At 26.2% G+C, this 19,137-nt stretch carries 25 protein-coding genes; 6 read left to right on the forward strand and 19 right to left on the reverse strand.

Annotated features, from left to right (window positions below; translation table 11 throughout):
- Nucleotides 1-17: 17 nt before the first annotated feature.
- The 7 genes from AMYT_RS07855 to AMYT_RS07885 form a co-directional block, all read right to left on the reverse strand.
- On the reverse strand, nucleotides 18-749 hold the full coding sequence (locus AMYT_RS07855) for an energy transducer TonB (protein ID WP_114842000.1): 732 nt from the start codon (nucleotides 747-749) through the stop codon (nucleotides 18-20).
- Nucleotides 746-1,123 carry a TonB system transport protein ExbD gene (gene exbD, locus AMYT_RS07860; protein ID WP_114842001.1) on the reverse strand — a complete coding sequence of 126 codons (378 nt, stop codon included), beginning with the start codon at nucleotides 1,121-1,123 and terminating at the stop codon, nucleotides 746-748. The genes AMYT_RS07855 and exbD overlap by 4 nt, the downstream gene beginning before the upstream one ends.
- Nucleotides 1,104-1,529 carry a TonB-system energizer ExbB gene (gene exbB, locus AMYT_RS07865; protein WP_191287661.1) on the reverse strand — a complete coding sequence of 142 codons (426 nt, stop codon included), beginning with the start codon at nucleotides 1,527-1,529 and terminating at the stop codon, nucleotides 1,104-1,106. Before exbB ends, exbD begins: the two co-directional genes overlap by 20 nt.
- On the reverse strand, nucleotides 1,529-2,944 hold the full coding sequence (locus AMYT_RS07870) for a 4Fe-4S binding protein (protein WP_114842003.1): 1,416 nt from the start codon (nucleotides 2,942-2,944) through the stop codon (nucleotides 1,529-1,531). The genes exbB and AMYT_RS07870 overlap by 1 nt, the downstream gene beginning before the upstream one ends.
- Nucleotides 2,945-2,952: 8 nt before the next feature.
- Entirely contained in the window at nucleotides 2,953-5,058 is a 2,106-nt protein-coding gene (locus AMYT_RS07875; protein ID WP_114842004.1) for a TonB-dependent receptor, read from the reverse strand.
- An 86-nt stretch (nucleotides 5,059-5,144) separates the two neighbouring features.
- Nucleotides 5,145-5,996: a sensor histidine kinase gene (locus AMYT_RS07880; protein WP_114842005.1), complete on the reverse strand. Its 852-nt coding sequence runs from the start codon at nucleotides 5,994-5,996 to the stop codon at nucleotides 5,145-5,147.
- Entirely contained in the window at nucleotides 5,986-6,645 is a 660-nt protein-coding gene (locus AMYT_RS07885) for a response regulator transcription factor (RefSeq protein ID WP_114842006.1), read from the reverse strand. The genes AMYT_RS07880 and AMYT_RS07885 overlap by 11 nt, the downstream gene beginning before the upstream one ends.
- A 104-nt stretch (nucleotides 6,646-6,749) precedes the next feature.
- Between AMYT_RS07885 and AMYT_RS07890 the strand changes: the two genes are divergently transcribed.
- Both AMYT_RS07890 and AMYT_RS07895 read left to right on the forward strand, forming a co-directional pair.
- Nucleotides 6,750-8,519 carry a Na/Pi cotransporter family protein gene (locus AMYT_RS07890; protein WP_114842007.1) on the forward strand — a complete coding sequence of 590 codons (1,770 nt, stop codon included), beginning with the start codon at nucleotides 6,750-6,752 and terminating at the stop codon, nucleotides 8,517-8,519.
- Nucleotides 8,506-8,733, forward strand: coding sequence for a hypothetical protein (locus AMYT_RS07895; RefSeq protein WP_114842008.1), 228 nt, complete (start codon nucleotides 8,506-8,508; stop codon nucleotides 8,731-8,733). Before AMYT_RS07890 ends, AMYT_RS07895 begins: the two co-directional genes overlap by 14 nt.
- On the opposite strand, the gene AMYT_RS07900 is transcribed toward AMYT_RS07895, so the two are convergent.
- The 4 genes from AMYT_RS07900 to pgeF form a co-directional block, all read right to left on the reverse strand.
- Nucleotides 8,726-9,190 carry a tRNA (cytidine(34)-2'-O)-methyltransferase gene (locus AMYT_RS07900; protein ID WP_114842009.1) on the reverse strand — a complete coding sequence of 155 codons (465 nt, stop codon included), beginning with the start codon at nucleotides 9,188-9,190 and terminating at the stop codon, nucleotides 8,726-8,728. The two genes, AMYT_RS07895 and AMYT_RS07900, sit on opposite strands and share 8 nt — an antisense overlap.
- Before the next feature lies 1 nt (nucleotide 9,191).
- On the reverse strand, nucleotides 9,192-10,025 hold the full coding sequence (gene purU, locus AMYT_RS07905; protein ID WP_114842010.1) for a formyltetrahydrofolate deformylase: 834 nt from the start codon (nucleotides 10,023-10,025) through the stop codon (nucleotides 9,192-9,194).
- 74 nt (nucleotides 10,026-10,099) lie between these two features.
- The gene (locus tag AMYT_RS07910) at nucleotides 10,100-11,356 is read right to left on the reverse strand and encodes a malic enzyme-like NAD(P)-binding protein (protein WP_114842011.1); all 1,257 of its coding nucleotides are present in this window, start codon (nucleotides 11,354-11,356) and stop codon (nucleotides 10,100-10,102) included.
- 161 nt (nucleotides 11,357-11,517) lie between these two features.
- Complete coding sequence (pgeF, locus tag AMYT_RS07915) at nucleotides 11,518-12,189, reverse strand: peptidoglycan editing factor PgeF (RefSeq protein ID WP_114842012.1); 672 nt, start codon at nucleotides 12,187-12,189, stop codon at nucleotides 11,518-11,520.
- An 88-nt stretch (nucleotides 12,190-12,277) separates the two neighbouring features.
- Between pgeF and AMYT_RS07920 the strand changes: the two genes are divergently transcribed.
- On the forward strand, nucleotides 12,278-13,090 hold the full coding sequence (locus AMYT_RS07920; RefSeq protein ID WP_228197848.1) for a shikimate dehydrogenase: 813 nt from the start codon (nucleotides 12,278-12,280) through the stop codon (nucleotides 13,088-13,090).
- A gap of 59 nt (nucleotides 13,091-13,149) precedes the next feature.
- Here the strand turns inward: AMYT_RS07920 and AMYT_RS07925 are convergent, their stop codons facing one another.
- The gene (locus tag AMYT_RS07925) at nucleotides 13,150-13,560 is read right to left on the reverse strand and encodes a hypothetical protein (RefSeq protein ID WP_114842013.1); all 411 of its coding nucleotides are present in this window, start codon (nucleotides 13,558-13,560) and stop codon (nucleotides 13,150-13,152) included.
- Nucleotides 13,561-13,866: 306 nt separating this feature from the next.
- On the opposite strand from AMYT_RS07925, the gene AMYT_RS07930 reads away from it, so the two are divergent.
- Nucleotides 13,867-14,283, forward strand: coding sequence for a hypothetical protein (locus tag AMYT_RS07930; protein ID WP_114842014.1), 417 nt, complete (start codon nucleotides 13,867-13,869; stop codon nucleotides 14,281-14,283).
- Nucleotides 14,284-14,296: 13 nt separating this feature from the next.
- On the opposite strand, the gene AMYT_RS14955 is transcribed toward AMYT_RS07930, so the two are convergent.
- The 7 genes from AMYT_RS14955 to AMYT_RS07960 all read right to left on the reverse strand — a co-directional run bounded on the left by AMYT_RS14955 (nucleotide 14,297) and on the right by AMYT_RS07960 (nucleotide 17,631).
- Nucleotides 14,297-14,470, reverse strand: a complete 174-nt coding sequence (locus tag AMYT_RS14955; RefSeq protein ID WP_162919487.1) for a hypothetical protein — start codon at nucleotides 14,468-14,470, stop codon at nucleotides 14,297-14,299.
- An 11-nt stretch (nucleotides 14,471-14,481) separates the two neighbouring features.
- Nucleotides 14,482-14,709, reverse strand: a complete 228-nt coding sequence (locus AMYT_RS07935; RefSeq protein WP_114842015.1) for a hypothetical protein — start codon at nucleotides 14,707-14,709, stop codon at nucleotides 14,482-14,484.
- Nucleotides 14,710-14,823: 114 nt separating this feature from the next.
- Nucleotides 14,824-15,120 carry a hypothetical protein gene (locus AMYT_RS07940; RefSeq protein WP_114842016.1) on the reverse strand — a complete coding sequence of 99 codons (297 nt, stop codon included), beginning with the start codon at nucleotides 15,118-15,120 and terminating at the stop codon, nucleotides 14,824-14,826.
- Nucleotides 15,121-15,139: 19 nt separating this feature from the next.
- A complete protein-coding gene (locus tag AMYT_RS07945; RefSeq protein WP_114842017.1) occupies nucleotides 15,140-15,619 on the reverse strand; it encodes a hypothetical protein in 480 nt (159 codons plus the stop codon).
- 1 nt (nucleotide 15,620) lies between these two features.
- The gene (locus tag AMYT_RS07950; RefSeq protein WP_129085784.1) at nucleotides 15,621-16,460 is read right to left on the reverse strand and encodes a metallophosphoesterase; all 840 of its coding nucleotides are present in this window, start codon (nucleotides 16,458-16,460) and stop codon (nucleotides 15,621-15,623) included.
- Between the two features lie 22 nt (nucleotides 16,461-16,482).
- Nucleotides 16,483-17,295 (reverse strand): zeta toxin family protein, encoded by an 813-nt coding sequence (locus AMYT_RS07955; RefSeq protein WP_114842019.1) that lies wholly within the window; start codon nucleotides 17,293-17,295, stop codon nucleotides 16,483-16,485.
- 72 nt (nucleotides 17,296-17,367) lie between these two features.
- The gene (locus AMYT_RS07960) at nucleotides 17,368-17,631 is read right to left on the reverse strand and encodes a hypothetical protein (protein WP_114842020.1); all 264 of its coding nucleotides are present in this window, start codon (nucleotides 17,629-17,631) and stop codon (nucleotides 17,368-17,370) included.
- A gap of 151 nt (nucleotides 17,632-17,782) precedes the next feature.
- Here AMYT_RS07960 and AMYT_RS07965 point away from each other — a divergent pair, with 151 nt between their 5' ends.
- Nucleotides 17,783-18,520 carry a hypothetical protein gene (locus AMYT_RS07965; protein ID WP_114842021.1) on the forward strand — a complete coding sequence of 246 codons (738 nt, stop codon included), beginning with the start codon at nucleotides 17,783-17,785 and terminating at the stop codon, nucleotides 18,518-18,520.
- Between the two features lie 201 nt (nucleotides 18,521-18,721).
- Complete coding sequence (locus AMYT_RS07970; RefSeq protein ID WP_114842022.1) at nucleotides 18,722-18,973, forward strand: hypothetical protein; 252 nt, start codon at nucleotides 18,722-18,724, stop codon at nucleotides 18,971-18,973.
- The last annotated feature ends 164 nt before the right edge of the window (nucleotides 18,974-19,137 follow it).

Consider the following 19,137-nt stretch of genomic DNA (forward strand, 5'->3'; position numbering starts at 1 on the left):
ACCTAGAATTTTCTAGGTTATATAAGCTTATACTCCACAGGTAAAGTAATAATTAAGTCTTTTGGAACTTTAGGAAAAGATTTTGAAGCACTATTAATTGCTTCAATAGTCGATTTTTGCAAGAGTTTATGTCCTTGTAAAATAACTACCTCAGCAACTCCTCCCTCTTTTAGGATTTTAAATTTTACTTTTACAACTCCTTGAATATTAAATCTTTTAGCTCTTTTTGAATAAACTATATTTTCTTGAATTAATTTTCTAATTAGAAGTAAGTTTTTATCTATATAAACTTTTTCTTGATTTAAAGCTGGTTTTGAAACTATATTTTCTTTTTTAGTCTCCTTTAAAACCTCTTTTTTCTCTTCTGGTTGCTTTATTTGTTTTACAACTTCTTTTTTAATAGGCTCTTTTTTTAAAGGCTTTTTTTCTTCTTTTTTAACTTGTTTTTTAACTTGTTTTTTTATAGGTTCTTTTTTCTTTTGTATTTTAGGTTGTTCTTTTTTAACAACTTGTTCTTTTATAAGAGGTTGTTCTTTTTTAACAACTTGTTCTTTTATAAGAGGTTCTTCTTTTTTTACTTCTTCTTTAACAACTTTTTTTTCTTCTTTTATTTCTACATAATTTAAAGAGAGTTTTTTTGTATCTTCTTTTTCATTTACTATTATCTTTTTATCAAAAGAAAGAAAAGTAGCAATAGCAACTATATATAAAAATAAAGTTATAAAAAAAGAGTTAATATATCTTTTCATTTCTTAGTCACTATAGAGATATTTTCAAACTCATTGCGCTTTAACATATCAAGAACTTGCACAAAGCTATCAAATTTTGCTTCTTTATCACTTCTTATATGTATTGGAGTATCTTTTTTAAATTGTAAAATATGTTCTTGTATATTTTGCATATTTGTTATATTGTTATTACAATATACCTCTCCTGTTTTTTTAATCACTATAATTACTTCTTTATTAACTTTTAGATTATCTGCACTCTTTGCATTTGGCAAAGATACTGGAATAATACCTTTAGTAATAAACGTTGAAGTCATAAGTACAATAGCTAAAAGTACAAGTAAAACATCAATAAAAGGTATTACATTTATACTATCATACTTCTTTAGCTTCATATTCACTTTCCAATACTTCTGCATATCTACTTAGAATATTATAAAAAACCATAGAAATAATAGCTACCACAAGCCCAACTGCTGTCGCTTTTAAAGCAAGTGCTAGTGAAGCCATAATCTTCCCTGCTTCAATTTCTGCATTACTCATAGTCATAAAAGTAAGCATTATAGCAATAACTGTTCCAAGTAATCCTATATAAGGAGCATTAGAAGCTATTGTTCCTATAATAGTTAGATGTCTTGTTAAAGCTATATCCAAAGCTTTTTTATTTTTAAAACTGCTAACATCAAGCTTTTTATAAAATAATACTCTTTCTATAAAAAACCATACAGAGATAAAACTCATAAAAACCAATAGTGCAATTACTCCATAATCTACCAAATATTTTAAAACTTCAATATCCATTATTTAGCCTTTGTATGTTGTGTATGATTATGTTTATATACCCCATAAGTTTTAAATACATAACCCTTATAAAAATTAAGTCCCATATAAAAGATAATTAAACTTGCAGCAAAAGGAAAAGCAACTACTTTTAATACTCTTTTTGTTTCAAGTAACTTTAATCTTCCTATTAAGATAATAAATGCCCAAAGGTATCCTATATGATTAAAGATATTAAAAATATGTACCCATTTATCTTTTCTAGTAGCAAGAGGTTTTATATATTGCATATCTAAAGAAAATGCTTGAATAAAACCATTTACAATATTTGAAGCATAAGAATAAAAGAAAAACTCTGCAATATGAGAAAGCCCTCCTATTATAAAAAGTGGTGCAAAAGCATACCCTAAAGTATAAAAACTCTTTTCAAAAGGTAGTTTCATTATCTTTGAAGCTATATATATCCCCCCTACACTAAAAAGTAAAGAGAAAAAAACTGCATATAAAAAGGCAAAAAGACCTATAGTATCCACTAAGCCAAAGTTTATAAAACTTTCAAAATATCTTGCTGTTTTAACCCAAATAAACTCTTCTACTATTGCACTTCTTCCTAAAGCATGATGAAAACTCATAGTAATTGAAATAGCTGCTGTAAGAAGGATTAAAGTCCATACTTCAGCCTTATTAACTTTAAATTTACTAAATAAAGAAAAAGAAGGTTTTTTTACTTTAAAAGCAACTGCTTCACAAGCACTACTACAATCCATACATAAAGTACACTCTTCCATAGAGTTCTTTTTTGCAAAGCTAAAAGGTTTAAGATTATAACTACAAGCTTTTACACAATCAAAAGTTTTACAACTACTGCACTCTTGTGTATATGTTTCAAGTTTTGTAAAGCTTACTTTACTAAAAGCTCTTGTAACTGTTCCAATAGGACAAATAACTTTACAATAAGCCATTTCATCATATAAAAAATAAAAAACAATAGCTATTAAACTTAAAACTAAAAATAGTAAAGCAGTTGCAAAAGGTGTTTTATAAAAAGAAGGAAACATATAGTATATAAACCACCAACCAATAAAAAGTATAGTAATACCAATAGCTTTATTATTTAAAAAGTTTGGTATTTTCTTTTTTAATCCAAATTTAGTAATATACTTACCTATAAAACCATGGGGACAAATCCCACAAAAAATTCTTCCAAAAGTACTTAAAGTTACAACCATAAAAAAAGGCCAAAATAAAGACCAAAAAATTGCACTTGTAAAGATATTTTCACTGCTTTGATTATAAAAACCATAATATGTTGCATAAAAAAATAGTGAAAAAACCACTATTCTTAAAAGCCATAAAAACTTTTGATTTTTAAATAAAAATCCTAAAATTGGCATACCAAAAATATCTGTTTTATCTCTTTTTATAAAATTAACCATAAAAATCCTTAGAATTTATATGTATATGTAAGCATTGCTGTTCTTGGTGCTGCTACACTATATGTAATATCCGAATTTATATCTTTTGATACAGACATAGCATAGTGTTTATCAAAGATATTATTTATATTTAGTTGTATAGAGTGATTTTTTCTTTCATAGCCAAGCATTAAATCAGTTACAAACTTATATCCTTCATATTTTTGAGTATTTGCATTATCCATATAATAACTTCCCCAAGTTCTAGTTTGAACTCTTGATTTAAAACCTAAATAATTAAAAGTAGCAAATAAAGCATATTGATTTTTAGGAATATATGGAAGATAGTTTCCACTTCTATTTTGTGTTCCATCTTCTAAAAACTCTTTAAATTTAAATTTACTATATGTATATGAAGCACCTAAAGAGAAATTTTTATTAAAATTATATTGCCCCGAAAACTCAAAACCTCTTTTTTGTGTTTTTCCTGCATTTTGATAATATGTTGTATAGCCCTCTTTTGTAGCTGTTACTTCATCTTTTACATCATTTTGAAAAATAGCCATATCAAATAAGTAATCTTTACTTCTATTTTTTAGCCCTATTTCATAATTTATACTTCTAGTTTTTTTTAAGACACCTTTATTTTCTACTCTATTTGTTTTTAATTCACTATCTGTTGGAGCTTGGTTTGCACTTGCAATTGAAGCATAGATATTTGTATTAGCACTTAAAGCATAACTTACACCAAGTTTTGGAGAAAAAAGTGTATAAGTCTCATCTATTGAATACTCTCCATCCCCTTCATAATAAGTACCCTTTCCACCAAAAGGTAAGCCACTCCAATTATATTTTAAATACTCTGTTCCATCCACATCAAATTTAACCTTATCAACTCTTAGGGAAATATCCACTAAACTTTTATTTGTTGGGGCAAAACTCTCTTGTAAATATGCTCCATAAAGTGTTGAGGTTGAGTCTTCTTTATTTGCTAACTCTCCTTTTGCATCAGATAGAGTTTTATCTATATCAACTTTTATACCAGCAGTTGTTGTATAATCTTTATATGTATATTTTTTAGAGTTTTTAGAAACATCTTGTTTTGCAGTTACTCCTGCAACTAACATTGCACTATTTGAAAATAGTTTATGCTCATAATTTAACTCTAAATCAATTCCATATACACTATTGTCATCACTATCATTTATCATCGCAGTAACTGGATGAAAATGTTCCCAAGTATTAAAGTAAAATCTTGGCTTATATGTTATATTTCCAACTTTTTTTTCATATTTTGTATTGAAAAATAAAATTTCAGAGTTTCTTGCATTATGTTGCCAAGGAGAACTTGTATCTTCTTGTTTTCCACTTTTTTCAAACTCTTCAAACTCATCTTTTGTCATAGAAGTAGGAAGTTGCATATCTGATTTTGTATATGATAATTCACTTTCAAAAGTAGCTTCATCATCAAATAAGTACCCATATTTTAAACTTACTTGTTTAGACTCTACTTCATTATTATCTCTCCAAGAGTTATCATTTTTTGTTTTACTTGCATTTATTGCAATATAGTTATGTTCATCTAAAGCTTTTGAAACTCTAAGGTTTGCTAGAGAGCTACCATATGTTCCAAAGCCTAGTTTTATTCTATCTTTACCTTCATCAAATACAGATTTTGTAATAAGTTGTATTACACCTCCTGTTGCATTTGAAGAGAGAATTGAACCAGGTCCTTTTTGTACTTCAATAGCTTCAACATCTTGCATATCAATAAAATCAAATCTAGTAAAAGAGTCTGGATCTGTCATAGGAACTCCATCTTTTATAACCATTATCTCTCTAACACCAAATCTAGCTTTTAAACCTGCTCCTCTAATTATAAGCTTCGCAGAAGAACTATTTGAAGAACTCTCTACATTTACCCCTGCTGTTGTATTTAAAGCTTCAGAAATATTAATAATATTTTTATCATCTATTTCTTTGCTATCTACCACTGCTAAACTTTGAGAAACCTCTTTTGTAGCTCTTTGTACTTTAGTTGCTGTTACAGATAATTTATCTAATTCATACGAGTCATTTGCATAAGTTGTTGCACTAAAACATGCCAATAGATATAATGAATATCTAAATTTCATTCCCATTCCTTGATTATTTTTGGGAATTCTATTTTAGAAGTGTTAAATAAATGTTAATTTTTATTTTTAAGCATTTTGAAAGTATATTATTTAAGAACTTTTTTTAGATTTAGCTCTATTTTTGTTCCATCTTTTAAAGGTATGATATTTATAGTAATTTTATGTTTATCACAAAACTCTTTTACAATATTTAGTCCTAAACCAAAACCATTTGTAGAGCTATCTTCTTGAAAATATCTATCAAAAACATCAAAAAGATATTTTGTATCAATTGTTTTTCCACTATTTTCAAAACTTAAAATACTATCTTTAAACTCTATTTTTACAAAACCTTTTTCTTTATTATATTTTATTGCATTTGATAAAAGATTATCTATAACTTTTATAAACCCATTTATATCACTATTTATTAAAACATCACTTTTAATAGCTTTTTGGATTTCAATATCTTTTTTTATATCTTCAAATTTCTCCAAAGAATTTTGAACTATTTCATCTAAATAAAACTCTTTTTTATCAATATTATCTATCTCTTTTTTTATACTATATTCCATCTCTTCATATAGTTTTAGTAAATCTTTTGAAGCTTTTTGTATTCTTCCTAGTCTTTGCAAAGCCTTTTCATCTTCTATTTTTCTTTGAAGCATTTGAGTATTAAGTAAAATAGTTGAAACAGGGATATTTAACTCATGCAAAGTCTCTTTTACAGTTTTTTGTAAGTTTTCATCACTTTTAAATAGTGGTTGAAAAATAGGCTTACTTAAAAATAAATATAAAATTAAACCAAAGATAACTAAAGGTACTATAACAAAAATAAAGTTCTCTTGGTTTAAACCAAAATAACTAATAAATACGTAATTTAAAAATAAAATTAAAACCAATGTAAAGATAAATATAATTGATTGTGAGATTAAAAAGTCTTTTATTTTAGAATTCAATTTTATATCCAATCCCTTTTATATTTGTAATACTATCTTTTCCAAGAATTTTTTTAAGATTATTTATATAAACCCTAATAGAGCCTTCACTATACTCTTCGCTTACACTCCAAAGTTTTGAAATAATCATCTCTTTTGTAATAATAGACTCTTTATTTTCTAAAAACAACTCTAATAAAGACACAATTTTTATGGGAATATTTAAATCTTTTCCATCTTGATATACTCTTTTAGTAATAGGATTAAAAATCAAGTCTTCTTTTAACTTTATGCTCTCTATAACTTTACCACATCTTTTTAAAATAGATTTTATTCTTAAAAGAAGTTCATCTAAATCCACAGGCTTTTTTATATAGTCATCACAGCCACTTAAAAAGCCCTGCTCTAAAGTATCTTTATCTTTATAAGAAGTTAGAAAAATAGTAGCTGTTTCATCTCCACTTCCTCTTAACTCTTTTAATAATTCTAAACCATTTAATTTTGGAACATTTATATCCAACAAATATAAGTCATAATTATTATTATAGTTTAACTCTAAAGCCTCTTCTCCATCATTTGCAATATCAACCTCAAAGTTTTCCTCTTCTAAGAAGTCTTCTAAAGTTTGGGCAAAAAGTTCATCATCTTCTAAAATCAATATTTTATACATTTTCTCTTTCTTTATTAAAACTCTCTGAAATTTTATCCAAACAAGCCTTATTTAATAAAAATTAGTGTTATAATAAGGAAATAATCAATATTTCAGGACAATATATGGCGAAAAATTTACTCATAACTTTGAGTTTTATTCTTGTTGCATACTTTGTAATTTCCCATGAAAATGTAAAAATAATTTTAAGTGGGATAGCAATTTTTTTACTTGGTATGTATTTTATGGAAGATGGGTTTAAACTTTTTTCTGGAGGTGTTCTAGAAAAAATACTTCAAAGATTTACAAGTAATCTGCTAAAATCAATAACAACTGGATTTATAGCTACTTCAATTGTGCAAAGTTCATCTTTAATCTCAATTGTAGTAATCTCATTTTTATCAGTTGAATTATTAACTTTAGTTCAAGGTATAGGAATTATTTTTGGTTCAAACTTAGGAAGTACAACAACTGCTTGGATAATCTCAAGTTTAGGACTTAAAATAAAAATCTCTTTATATGCAATGCCTATGATTATCTTTGGGGTAATGCTTAGGTTTTTTAAAAACAATACTTATAAGGGATTAGGGAATGTACTTTTAGGTCTTGGTTTTATCTTTTTGGGTATTTCATATATGAAAGATGGATTTGATACTTTAAAAGACTCTATTGACTTAGCTTCATTTGCTATGGAGGGTATTTCTGGTCTTATTGTATATATCTTAATAGGTGCAATTGCAACAGTAATTATCCAATCTAGTGCTGCAACTATGGCTATTGTTATTACTGCTTTAAGTGCAGGAAATATTATCTATATCAATGCTTTAGCTTTAGCAATTGGTGCAAATGTTGGTACAACAGTAACAGCAATTGTAGGCTCACTTGCTTCAAATGAAAATGGTAAAAGATTGGCTTTTGCACATTTGGTTTTTAACTTAGTTACAGCTTTTATAGCAGTTATTTTTATCTACTCAATAAGTGATTTAGTAAATTATTTAGCTCCATTTTTTGGTATAGAGCCAGATAATTTTAGTATGAAACTTGCACTTTTTCACACAATTTTTAACCTTTTAGGGATTATTATTGTAGCACCATTTACATACTATCTTGTGGATATTTGTAATAAAGTAATTAAGAAAAAAGTATCAAAGCAATCTAAACCTAAATATCTTTTAGATTCAAATATCAAAATCCCAGATACTGCAATAATTTCAATAAAAAAAGAAGTAATTAATCTATATGAAAACTGCCAAAAAGCTATGCTTCATGCTTTAAATCTTCATACAACAAATCTTAAAACAAAAGAGGATTTAAAAGTACAAATAGCAAAAGAAGTTACAAAAATAGATACAAATATTGATGAAATATATCAATCTAACTTAAAAGAGTTATATAGTGAGATTATTAAGTATGCTTCATTTTCTCAAGAGCATATGTCTAGCTTTCAACATAAGCAAGTGGGAGATTTAAAAAGAAGTGCAACTTTAATTATTGAAGTTTTAAAAGATACAAGAGATATTCAAAAAAATCTAAATTTTTATTTAAAAAGTAAAAACGAATATATAAAAGAAGAGTATAATATATTAAGAGAAGAGTTAGCAACTATATTAATAGATATAAATGCTTTAGATAATGATAATCTTGATGATTTAGAGAAATTAACACAATTGGAAGTTATTAAATCAACTTTAATGGCAAATGATTTATCAAATACAGAAAAAACAGATAATCTAATTAGAGAAGGCAAAATAAAAGCAACTATGGCAACTTCACTTATAAATGATAGTGCCACAGTATATTCAACACAGAAAAAACTTGTGGAAATGGCTTCTATTTTATTTTTAAATAATTCATTACTAAAAGAGATTGGAGAAGAACAAAATGCCCCTAAATAAGCTAATAAGTAAAATTAAAAAGTATCTAAAAGAAGATAATCTTAGTTCTTCGAAGCAAGAAAAAGTAAAAGAAATACTAGAAGAGCTTTATATAAAAAAAGAAAAGATTAAAAAAGAGATAAAAGCTTGTGATAAAAAGTGTGATAAAGAAAAGCTTCAAGAAAAACTTGAAGCTGTTATAAAACTAATTAAAAAAAGTAAAAAGCTTATTTAAACTCTGCAAAATTTTGTCTTAAAGCTTCGTAAGCTACTATTGAAACAGAATTTGCAATATTTAAACTTCTAGCATTATTTGTCATAGGAATAGTAATACACCCTTTTTCATTTAATGCTAGTAAACTTTCAGGAAGCCCTGCATCTTCCCTACCAAAATAGAAAAAATCATCTTTTTTAAAGTTTGCCTCAAAATATACTTGTTTTGTTTTTGTTGTAGCAAAAAAATGCCTATTTGTTAAAGGATGTTTTTGCCAAAACTCTTCTATATTTTCATATTCATAAACTTCTAAATCAAACCAATAATCAAGCCCTGCTCGTCTTACTTGCTTTTCATTAATTTCACCAAAACCATAAGGTTTTATAAGATGTAACTTACAATTTAAAGCAAAAGCTAGTCTTCCAATTGTCCCCACATTGCCAGGGATTCTTGGCTCATGTAATACTATATTAAACATCTTATAAAATTACCGTTTTATTTTCGTAAACAAATACTTTATCATCAAGTAATAGTTGGAAAGCATTGTATAAAACAACTTTTTCTACATTTCTTCCTGCATTTCTCATCTCTTGCCAAGAGTAAGTATGATCAACTCTTACCACATCTTGAAATATAATTGGCCCTTCATCTAAATCATCAGTTACATAATGTGCTGTTGCCCCAATAATCTTCACACCTCTATCATGTGCTTGTTTATAAGGATTTGCTCCAATAAAAGCAGGTAAGAATGAATGGTGGATATTTAAAACCTTTTTAGGATATGTTTTTACAAATTTTGAAGTTAAAATTCTCATATATTTTGCTAAAACAATAAGTTCAGGTTCAAATTCATTGATTTTTTCAATCATTAAATCTTCATGTTCTTCTCTACTTAAACCTTCTGCACTAATACAGTGAAAAGGAATCCCAAATTTTTCAACTAATGGTCTTAGGTGTTCGTGGTTGGCAATAACTGCTTTTATATTTGCATTTAACTCACCATCATAATATCTAATAAGTAAATCACCTAAAACATGAGATTCTTTTGTTGCTAAAATAACAACGTCTTTATTCTCTTTTTCATTTAGTTTGATTGTCGAATTAGAAGGTAGAACTTCTTTTAGTTCTTTTAAAAGTATGTTTTTCTTCACATCACCCGAAATAACAGTTCTCATAAAAAATTTTTGTGTATCTTGATCAACGTATTCTGAGTTTTGTTCTATGTTTAGATTGTTTGCATAAAGAACTTTTGAGATATTGTAAACAAGTCCTTTTTCATCAATAGTATCAATTAAAAGTATGTACTCTTTCATCATATTCCTAGTATTATTCTCATTTAAATTAAAACGAGAATAATACCATTTTATTGATTAATAGATAATTGGATTTATACCATTAAAGCTAATTTTTCTCTATAAGCTTGTAAATCAAATTCTTTAACTCTAGCAACTTTTGTTTCTACTGCTGCATTTGCAACTGCAGAAGATACTTCAACCATCAATCTTTTATCAAAAGGAATAGGAATAATGTACTCTCTTCCAAAAGATAAATCTCCAAACTCTTTTTTAAGTTCATCAGTTAATGGTTCTTTTGCTAAATTTGCGATAGCTTTTGCTGCTGCCATTTTCATAGTCATATTTATTTTTCTAGTTTGTACATCTAATGCACCTCTAAAAATAAATGGGAAACCTAAAACATTGTTTACTTGGTTAGGGAAGTCTGATCTTCCTGTACCTACAATAGCTTTTGGTTTTACTGCTTTAACGTCTTCTGGGAATAACTCAGGAGTTGGGTTAGCTAAAGTAAATACAATTGGCTCTTCACTCATAAGTGCAATATGCTCTTTTGTAAAAGTTCCAGGTCTTGATAATCCAAGAACCATATCTGCATTTGTAAATGCTTCTTCCATACTTAAAGCTTCATCAATCATAAAGTCTTTTTTGTATTTATTTAAATCTGTTCTTCCCTTATGAATAACCCCTTTAGAGTCACACATAATTAGATTTTTTACACCTAATTCTTTATACATAGTAGAACAAGCAATAGCTGAAGCTCCCGCACCAACAACTACAACTTTTAGTTCTTCTACTTTTTTACCCATCATTTCAGTAGCATTCATAAGTGCAGCAGTTGTGATAATAGCTGTACCGTGTTGGTCATCGTGCATAACTGGAATATTTAATTCTTCAATTAATCTTTTTTCAATCTCAAAACATTCTGGTGCTTTAATATCCTCTAAATTAATACCACCAAATGTTGGAGCAATAGCCTTTACAACTTGACAAAATTTATCAATATCTGTTTCATCAATCTCTATATCAAAAGAATCAACAGCTGCAAATTTTTTAAATAATACAGCTTTACCTTCCATTACAGGTTTTGATGCCAATGCTCCAATGTCACCTAAACCTAGTACAGCTGTACCATTTGAAATAACTGCTACAAGGTTTCTTTTTGCAGTATATTCATATGCCAATTCTGGCTCTTTTTTAATCTCTTCACAAGGATGTGCAACACCTGGTGAATATGCTAAAGATAAATCTCTTTGTGTCTCTAATTTTGTAGTAGTTGCAATCGCAACTTTTCCAGGATTTGGACTTCTATGATAGTCTAAAGCCTCTTCTCTTGTTACTTTAACGCTCATCTCAAACCTTTTTTAGTGTAATTTGGAGCGCAATTGTAACAAAGTGAAACTTAATTTAGTAAATTTTTTTTAAAAAAAGTTAAAAATAATATTCTTAAGCTCTATTTTATATTTTTATAACATAACTTTGACATATTATGTACATTTATTATAAATATAACTTACACTTTTAACATAATTACTCCTGCAAATCTTCCTGTGTTTGTTGATTTTCTATATGAATAATACTTATCTCCACTACACTTTGTACAATATGTAGAAATTTCTATATTTGTTATTCCTATATCATTTAATTGCTTTTTATTTATTGCTTGCAAATCTATATATCTATTGTTTTCAAACTCATTTCCAAAAGATTTTTTTACAATATTTGCAAGTTCTTGACTAACTTCGTAACAACATTTTTGTATAGAAGGACCTAAAATAACTTTAATATGTTCTTCTTTGCATTTAAACTCTTTTATCATTTTTAAAGCTGTTTTTTGTGCTATATTTAAAAATGTAGAATTTCTTCCTGCATGAATTGCTGCTATTACTTCTTTTTTCTCATCATACATTAAAATAGGAATACAATCAGCTACCATTACCATCAATGGTAGATTTTTTTCTTTTGTAATAATTGCATCACAAGCATCTATTAAATTTTTGCTATTTTTATCTACGATTACAATATTGTCTTTATGTACTTGATTCATAAAAATTAACTTTTTATTATCAAAACCATACTTGATTGATAACCTCTCTCTGTTAGTTTTTACATTTTTTTCATCATCTTGCACATGATAGGCTAAGTTCCCATCTTCCTTGCTTGTAAAGAGTGTAAAAATCTGCATAATAACTCACTTTCTTTTTTATAATTATTCTCATTTAATTTTATATTATAATAATTTAGATAAAATCTCGACTCCAAAAAGGGTTAAAATGTCGGAAAAGAAAAATAAAAATATGAAAAACTACGCAATTTTCGGTGATCCAGTAGAACACTCTAAATCACCACAGATGCATAATAGTGCTTTTAATTATCTACAAATTGATGCAAATTATAAAAAACATCACTTAAAAGATGCAAAAAAGTTAAAAAATGAGTTCCTAAAAAAATATGCTGGTGCAAATATTACAGTTCCACATAAAGAAGAGGCTTTTAAACAAGCAGATGAAGTAATTGGTATAGCAAATGAAATTCAAGCTGTAAATACTTATATCAATAAAGATGGGAAAATCATAGCTTATAATACTGATGCACCTGGTTTTTTAAAAGCTATTGAGTGCTTTGGAAAACTAGAAAAAGTTTTAATTATCGGTGCTGGAGGAACAGCAAAAGCTATTGCACTTGCACTAAAAGAGCAAAATATTGAAATAACTATTGTAAATAGAAGTGATGATAAACTTAAATTTTTTAAAGAAAAAGGTTTTATTACATATAACTGGAATAACTTTAGACTTGACCACTTTGATTTAGTAGTAAACTCTACAAGCGCTGGACTAAAAGATGATACTTATCCTATGAATAAAGGACAATTAGAAAATATCTTCTTAAACTCTAAATATGCATTTGATTGTGTCTATGGAAAAGAGACACCATTTTTACAACTTGCAAAACTTGAAGGTTTGAAAACAAAAGATGGGGAAGATATGCTTTTATTTCAAGGCTTACTTGCATTTGAACTTTTTACTAATACAAAAGCCGATAATTCAGTAGTTGAAGCAATGAGAAAAGGATTAAGAGGAGAGTAAAAATCTCTTCTTAGCTACCCTATAGCTACCTATATATAGAAAATAGTAGGTTTATAAAACTATTTTTTTATATAAATATCTTTTTCTTTTTCAAAATATTCTTCAAAAAAGTATATGTAATCTTCTACTGATAGATTGAATTCACTATTACCACTTCTAAATTTTTTAAACTTAAAATTCTCAAATTGTTCTTCATATGTTTTAAAAGCTAAAATAACCCTTATCATCTCTTGCATATTATTTGCAATAAATATATTCTTTTTATATTTAATATAATCAGATTTAAGATAAGTCTTTAAATACTTTAAATATGTTTTTTCAGAAACACTACAATTCTTAGGCAAAGTCTTATTTATAATTCTAAGTTGTTCTGAGACTGGATACAAATGATTTAAAAGTAATATTATAGAATCACTAATACTAGATAAAAGTTCTTCTTTAGGCTTTCTCTTATTTCTTTTTTGTTGCATAATTATCTTCCTTAAAAATATCAAAATTAAGTAGCAAAATATTATAAATTTTTAGAAGATAAATAAAGGGTATTTTTTATGAAATAAAATTTAGCCTAAAAAAAGAATAAGCGAGTTTGCCAAGTGTGGTCACAAATTTCTACCGCAATTTATACCCAACTTGACACCTCTTTTTGCACCCAAATTATCACCGTAATTTGTACCGTAATATTTTATGAAAATATTTACATAAATTTTAATAACTTTATCAATAAAAGTTTATTTATAATAATTATGATATCTTTGATAAAAAAAATAAGGATATAAATGTTATTTGAATCAGATGTAATTAGTTCTGTATGTGATTTTCTTAAAAATTATGATTTTGAAATAGTTCAACAACTTAATGAAAATCAAAAAGGTGATGATATTATTGCAATAAATAAAAATTTTAAAATATACATTGAAGCAAAAGGTGAAACATCATCAAAAAAAACATCAAATCGTTTTGGCAAAGAATTCAATACTTCACAAAAGAAAGTCCATGTTTCACAGGCACTTTATAGAGCGATAAAAATGAAAGAAGAAAATAATTCTTTGTCAGGAATTGCCCTTCCTGAGACAAATGCTCATAAATCATTAATTGAACCTATTAAAAAGACTCTAAATGAAATTGGAATTGAAGTTTTTTGGGTAGATAGTTATGGAACAGTTAGAGTTGAAAATTTTAGTAAAATATTTTAATATAAAGGAGATATTAAAATATCTCTTTTATATTTCTAATAATGTCTTTTAGAACTTTAGTTTTTAGTTCTTTATCTTTTTGTAGTAAATCAGATTTTTGAACTTCAATAAGCATTTTATTTGCATCATGAAGATCTTTCTCTTTATTGCAAGATACTTCTTTTAGTAAATCTAAATTTTTAATCATAAAAGCTCCTTTTAAAGATTTGAATCAAGAGACATTTCATAAGCTCTATCGCTTTGAAATTCTCCACAATATTCTACTACAAAATCATAAGAATCAACTGGAAAAATATCTTTAAAATGTTCAATTCCTTCACTTAATGCAGTAGTTTCATTATCACTATGAGTATAATAACTATCTATACAATAGTGCTCACCTTTTTTGAATACTTGAATTTCATAGTTTGGTTCTAATTCGTCCATATCATAGCCTTTATAAATTTTAAAAATTATAACATCAATCTTTCTTTTTTATCAAAAAAATTACATTTTGAAATAAAAAACAACAGCAACATACCAGGTAAAAATTACCTGGTACTAGTTCTCTTTTTTTGTCACGAATGTATTTAGAAAATCTTTAGTTTGTGGGTTTCTTACTTTTTCAATATTTACATCTGAAAAGATACTTGATATTTCTTGTGATGAAAATATGCTTTTTATAGAATCAATAGGAATATACTTTAGTACTTTGTATCTTAATGTATCAAATGAGATAGGAGAATTTTTATCATTTTTTGTGATTAAAATATGATAGACATCATTTGCATTTATATCATAATCCCAACATACAGCATTAAAAATATCTAATTTATCTGTATCTTTTTGATTTAACATTCTTATCCTTTTCTTCTCACTAAAAACTTCCAGTACTTTTAAATTGATTGAATCTCATATTATTTAACCCATTTTTTAAACCAAACATACTTGCATAACCATCACCATCTTTAGATCTATTTCCATGATAAAAAGAAAATTGATCTTTATACTTTTCAATATCAAAATCTAATTTTAATGGCTTTTTAGATAAATAAGTATATAAATATGCACTTCTAAGCCTTGCTTGTATTGAAAGAGTTTTATCGTTTGCAAGTTTTTTCCATATAGATGTATCTCTATCTAATAAAAGAGGATATAACTCTCTTTCAAAATCTCTTAAAGCATCAAAGTATTTTTCATTTTCTAAAAATCTTAAAAAAGTTTGTTTATTTGCCTTTTGCATTAAATATTTTGCTCTATTAGGACATAAGTTATCAAGTAAATTTTTTAGGTTTTCATTTGTTTTTAAAAACTCTAAATCTTCTCCAAAAAATTCTTTCATTTCTTTTTTATTCATCTTAAACCTCAATTTGTCTAATATTGACCCATACACCAAATCCACTTTCACTAGGGTATCCAAATGGGTTACAGATACATTTAACATTATGTTCTTCATACTCAAGTTCTTCATGAGTATGGCCAAATATCCAATATTTCATAGAACCATTTTTTAAATAATCTTCTCCCTCAAAAGTAAAGAATGTATTTGTTTGATTATTTTGATATCTTTCATTTATATTTTCATCTTTGCATGATGGATTTATATGAGTTATCATTACATCACAATTTGTATAAACTGCTTCAATTTTAGGTTTCTCAATTTCAAATATATCATTGAAATTTTCTATACCAAATATAAAGTTAGAATCATTCATACAGTTATGCCACATTTGATTAGTTGATTTAACTGGAAAATCTCCATTTGGAAATTTTCTCTTTAAATAACCATCGTTATACCAAGAATCACAACCACCAAATTTAATTCCCTCTATTTCTATTATATTCCCATCAAGACAATATAAGTTTTCTTCTCTATTAATTTTTAATCTCATTTCTTTAGCTCTTGCAAATGAATCTTTAAATTGAAGTTTTGAATATTTACCAACTAAATAATAATCATGGTTTCCAAGAATACAGATTATATATTTATAGTAGTGTTCTTTTAAGTATTTTAATACTCTAATATTTTGATGATTGTAGTGTCCTATATCTCCTGGAACAATAAGAACATCACCTATTTCTCTATTATCTTTTTTAATAATAGGATCATATAGTTTTTTTATTTGTTCATCTTCTATTTTTTCTTTAGGATTAAAATAAAAATCTATATGTAAATCACTTAATATATCTATTTTCATTTTTTTTCTCTTTTCAATATTTTTACTCACTATACTTTATCCCTAAATTATCTAAGTTCTTTTTCATAGTATCAGATAACTTTATTTTCTTTATTGGATAATCTGTATTTATTACCTCTTGCAATTTATTAAAAACCAAATCACAATTTTTTAATAAAAAATCTCTTGCAAATTTAATATCATTTTGTATAACTTCACTTTTGTTAATAACTTCATCTAAATTATTAATATCTTTAAAAACTAAATCATTATGAAGATCATAAAAATTTACTCTTATATTTGAGTGTTTTTCTTTTATTTTATTTACAGCATTTATAGAGCTTATGAACTCATTATAAAAAGTATTCTCAAGTATTTCTACACTCTTTATTGCAATATCTAAAGGTCTATATACAAAATTTATTTCAATCTCATAATTCTTTTCTAAAACACTATCTATAAACTCAAAAAACCTACCATCTAAAATAAAAGAGTACCTTTTATTTAAAACAGTATTCATAAGAATATTAAGACCCTCTAAACTTGCTTTTTCAAATAAATGTGAATTTGTACTATTATAGTATTTACAATGTTTTTTTATTTCATCTGCTTCAATAGTATCAATTTGATAAAGTTCATTTAATGCACTTGCAAACTCTTTTTTACCTGAACTATATCCACCAAATATGAAAAATGCTTTCTTGTCTTTATTTTTATTTCTAAGAAAGACATCTTCTAAAAATGCTTTTTTTGATTTTATTTCTTCATATGCAAGTTCACTTATAGTTTTTTCATCAAGTGTTAGAGTATTGTTTAATAAGGTTTTTGCATAGTTGATTAAATCTTTTTCTTTCATTTGATTTTCTTCTTATTTTAATTTCTGATGAAAATTAGTGAAAAATGGCACTTGTTTAAGTTTTATTTAACACTAACTATTAGTAGAAACTAACAAACTTACTTTAAGTCGCTCATTCTCTACTTTTAAAATTCTATTTTCATCTCTTAGAGAATTTATTTTATCTTCTAGTGCAAATTTTTCATATAATAACTCTTCATAGTTTTTTACTAAGTCTTCTTTACTAAATTTATCTAGCATAGATTGATATTTGTCTTGTTTCTGTTCTTTTTTATAATCTGAAACCCAACTTGACATAAAACTTGATGCTTCTTTTAGTGATATTTCTTCTTGCATTTTGACCCCTTTGATTTATTAAATCAATTTTACACTATTTTTCTAAGTCATTTTAAAATTATTGCATATTGCAACATAAATATCGCTATATGACGATTGCAATAAAAAACAATATAAGTTATGATTTTTTACAAAAAGTTTGGAGAGTAATATGTTTGAAGATATAGAGCCAATTTTACAAGACTTTTTATTATGTGAATTAGATGAACATAGTGTATTTCAAAATGAAAAAGATTTAGTTGCTATTGATTTATATTGGGATAGCTTAGAACATCAGAAAAAAGTTGACTTTTTAACAAACTTTTTAAAATCTAACTTTTATTATAAGAGCGATTATATTTCATATTTTAATAAACCTATATCAATCAAGTACACCGAACTAAAAAAAATTTTACTAACCTTTGAAGAATTTAGAATTATTATACAACTAATTTTAGATAATAATCTAACAGGTACAAATATAGAAGAAGTACTTCTTTCAACAAGAAAAGAAGGTTTTGATGATGAATTAAAAAATGAAATAGAACAGTACCCTATAATTCCTACATTTATGACTAAATTCTTTTGTACGCAACTTATTAATGGTAACAGTAAAAATATAGATGAGAAAATACAAAAAGAAGTAGTTTTTTATCCAAAACTTTTGAATACAGTTAAATCTTATGATGAACTAATTGAAAAATTAGAATATTATATATACATAGCTTATTATCACTTTATTGAAAAATATTCAAACACTCAAATTACAAAAGCTATTAATAAGAATATTGTATCTACTGTATATAAATACAACTCTGATATAAAAAGGACCCTTCAAGAAAAAGACAAGAAAACCTTTTTTAGACAGCTTATAGAAAAGCCTCAAATTAAACCAGACGAAAATTTATAAAAAATCCCCTATTTTCTAATCTTAGAATTTATTAAACTTCCCTCATCTATAAATATTTAGAGCTCGGCAAGCGAATAAGGCTCTTATAACAATATCGCCTGATATTGTTGAGCTTTAAGTATTTATCAAATTGAATTATGAGTTTGCCGACTTACTTTCAATATCAAAACTTAATTTCATTTTTATGTATAAGGTAATGTTTTGAATATCTCATCTGAAATCATTTTTACATCAATGCTACAAGCTTTAATCTCCAAGTATGGAGTTATGCTTACATCAAAAGATTGTGCTGAAGCTTTAGGAATAAGTACTAGAACTCTTGATGAGAGAAGAAAGTTAGCAACTGACTGTCCAGAATTTATAGAAGCAAAAAAAGGGATTATGTTTCCTGTTCAAAATGTAGTGAAATACCAGTTAGAAAAAACCAAACAATGTATAAAAGTGAATTATTAAAATCTCAATACAAGGAGGTACTCTAGCAATTCTTAACATGTTAGTTTGGCGACTACAAAAATTGCTAAAAAAGTAATAGCATCTTAACAAATATCTAAATAAATTTCAAGCTTTTAATCCAAATTTTTTTCAAAAAAAATCAACTTAAGTGTTGAGGATAAAGC

Source organism: Malaciobacter mytili LMG 24559 (assembly GCF_003346775.1).
Lineage (GTDB): Bacteria > Campylobacterota > Campylobacteria > Campylobacterales > Arcobacteraceae > Malaciobacter > Malaciobacter mytili.

Excerpts from the sequence above, each read along its gene's own strand:
- AMYT_RS07855 (WP_114842000.1), bottom strand. The coding sequence starts at position 749 with ATGAAAAGATATATTAACTCTTTTTTTATAACTTTATTTTTATATATA.
- exbD (WP_114842001.1), bottom strand. The coding sequence starts at position 1,123 with ATGAAGCTAAAGAAGTATGATAGTATAAATGTAATACCTTTTATTGAT.
- exbB (WP_191287661.1), bottom strand. The coding sequence starts at position 1,529 with ATGGATATTGAAGTTTTAAAATATTTGGTAGATTATGGAGTAATTGCA.
- AMYT_RS07870 (WP_114842003.1), bottom strand. The coding sequence starts at position 2,944 with ATGGTTAATTTTATAAAAAGAGATAAAACAGATATTTTTGGTATGCCA.
- AMYT_RS07875 (WP_114842004.1), bottom strand. The coding sequence starts at position 5,058 with ATGAAATTTAGATATTCATTATATCTATTGGCATGTTTTAGTGCAACA.
- AMYT_RS07885 (WP_114842006.1), bottom strand. The coding sequence starts at position 6,645 with ATGTATAAAATATTGATTTTAGAAGATGATGAACTTTTTGCCCAAACT.
- AMYT_RS07890 (WP_114842007.1), top strand. The coding sequence starts at position 6,750 with ATGGCGAAAAATTTACTCATAACTTTGAGTTTTATTCTTGTTGCATAC.
- AMYT_RS07895 (WP_114842008.1), top strand. The coding sequence starts at position 8,506 with ATGCCCCTAAATAAGCTAATAAGTAAAATTAAAAAGTATCTAAAAGAA.
- AMYT_RS07900 (WP_114842009.1), bottom strand. The coding sequence starts at position 9,190 with ATGTTTAATATAGTATTACATGAGCCAAGAATCCCTGGCAATGTGGGG.
- purU (WP_114842010.1), bottom strand. The coding sequence starts at position 10,025 with ATGAAAGAGTACATACTTTTAATTGATACTATTGATGAAAAAGGACTT.
- AMYT_RS07910 (WP_114842011.1), bottom strand. The coding sequence starts at position 11,356 with ATGAGCGTTAAAGTAACAAGAGAAGAGGCTTTAGACTATCATAGAAGT.
- pgeF (WP_114842012.1), bottom strand. The coding sequence starts at position 12,189 with ATGCAGATTTTTACACTCTTTACAAGCAAGGAAGATGGGAACTTAGCC.
- AMYT_RS07920 (WP_228197848.1), top strand. The coding sequence starts at position 12,278 with ATGTCGGAAAAGAAAAATAAAAATATGAAAAACTACGCAATTTTCGGT.
- AMYT_RS07925 (WP_114842013.1), bottom strand. The coding sequence starts at position 13,560 with ATGCAACAAAAAAGAAATAAGAGAAAGCCTAAAGAAGAACTTTTATCT.
- AMYT_RS07930 (WP_114842014.1), top strand. The coding sequence starts at position 13,867 with ATGTTATTTGAATCAGATGTAATTAGTTCTGTATGTGATTTTCTTAAA.
- AMYT_RS14955 (WP_162919487.1), bottom strand. The coding sequence starts at position 14,470 with ATGATTAAAAATTTAGATTTACTAAAAGAAGTATCTTGCAATAAAGAG.
- AMYT_RS07935 (WP_114842015.1), bottom strand. The coding sequence starts at position 14,709 with ATGGACGAATTAGAACCAAACTATGAAATTCAAGTATTCAAAAAAGGT.
- AMYT_RS07940 (WP_114842016.1), bottom strand. The coding sequence starts at position 15,120 with ATGTTAAATCAAAAAGATACAGATAAATTAGATATTTTTAATGCTGTA.
- AMYT_RS07945 (WP_114842017.1), bottom strand. The coding sequence starts at position 15,619 with ATGAATAAAAAAGAAATGAAAGAATTTTTTGGAGAAGATTTAGAGTTT.
- AMYT_RS07950 (WP_129085784.1), bottom strand. The coding sequence starts at position 16,460 with ATGAAAATAGATATATTAAGTGATTTACATATAGATTTTTATTTTAAT.
- AMYT_RS07955 (WP_114842019.1), bottom strand. The coding sequence starts at position 17,295 with ATGAAAGAAAAAGATTTAATCAACTATGCAAAAACCTTATTAAACAAT.
- AMYT_RS07960 (WP_114842020.1), bottom strand. The coding sequence starts at position 17,631 with ATGCAAGAAGAAATATCACTAAAAGAAGCATCAAGTTTTATGTCAAGT.
- AMYT_RS07965 (WP_114842021.1), top strand. The coding sequence starts at position 17,783 with ATGTTTGAAGATATAGAGCCAATTTTACAAGACTTTTTATTATGTGAA.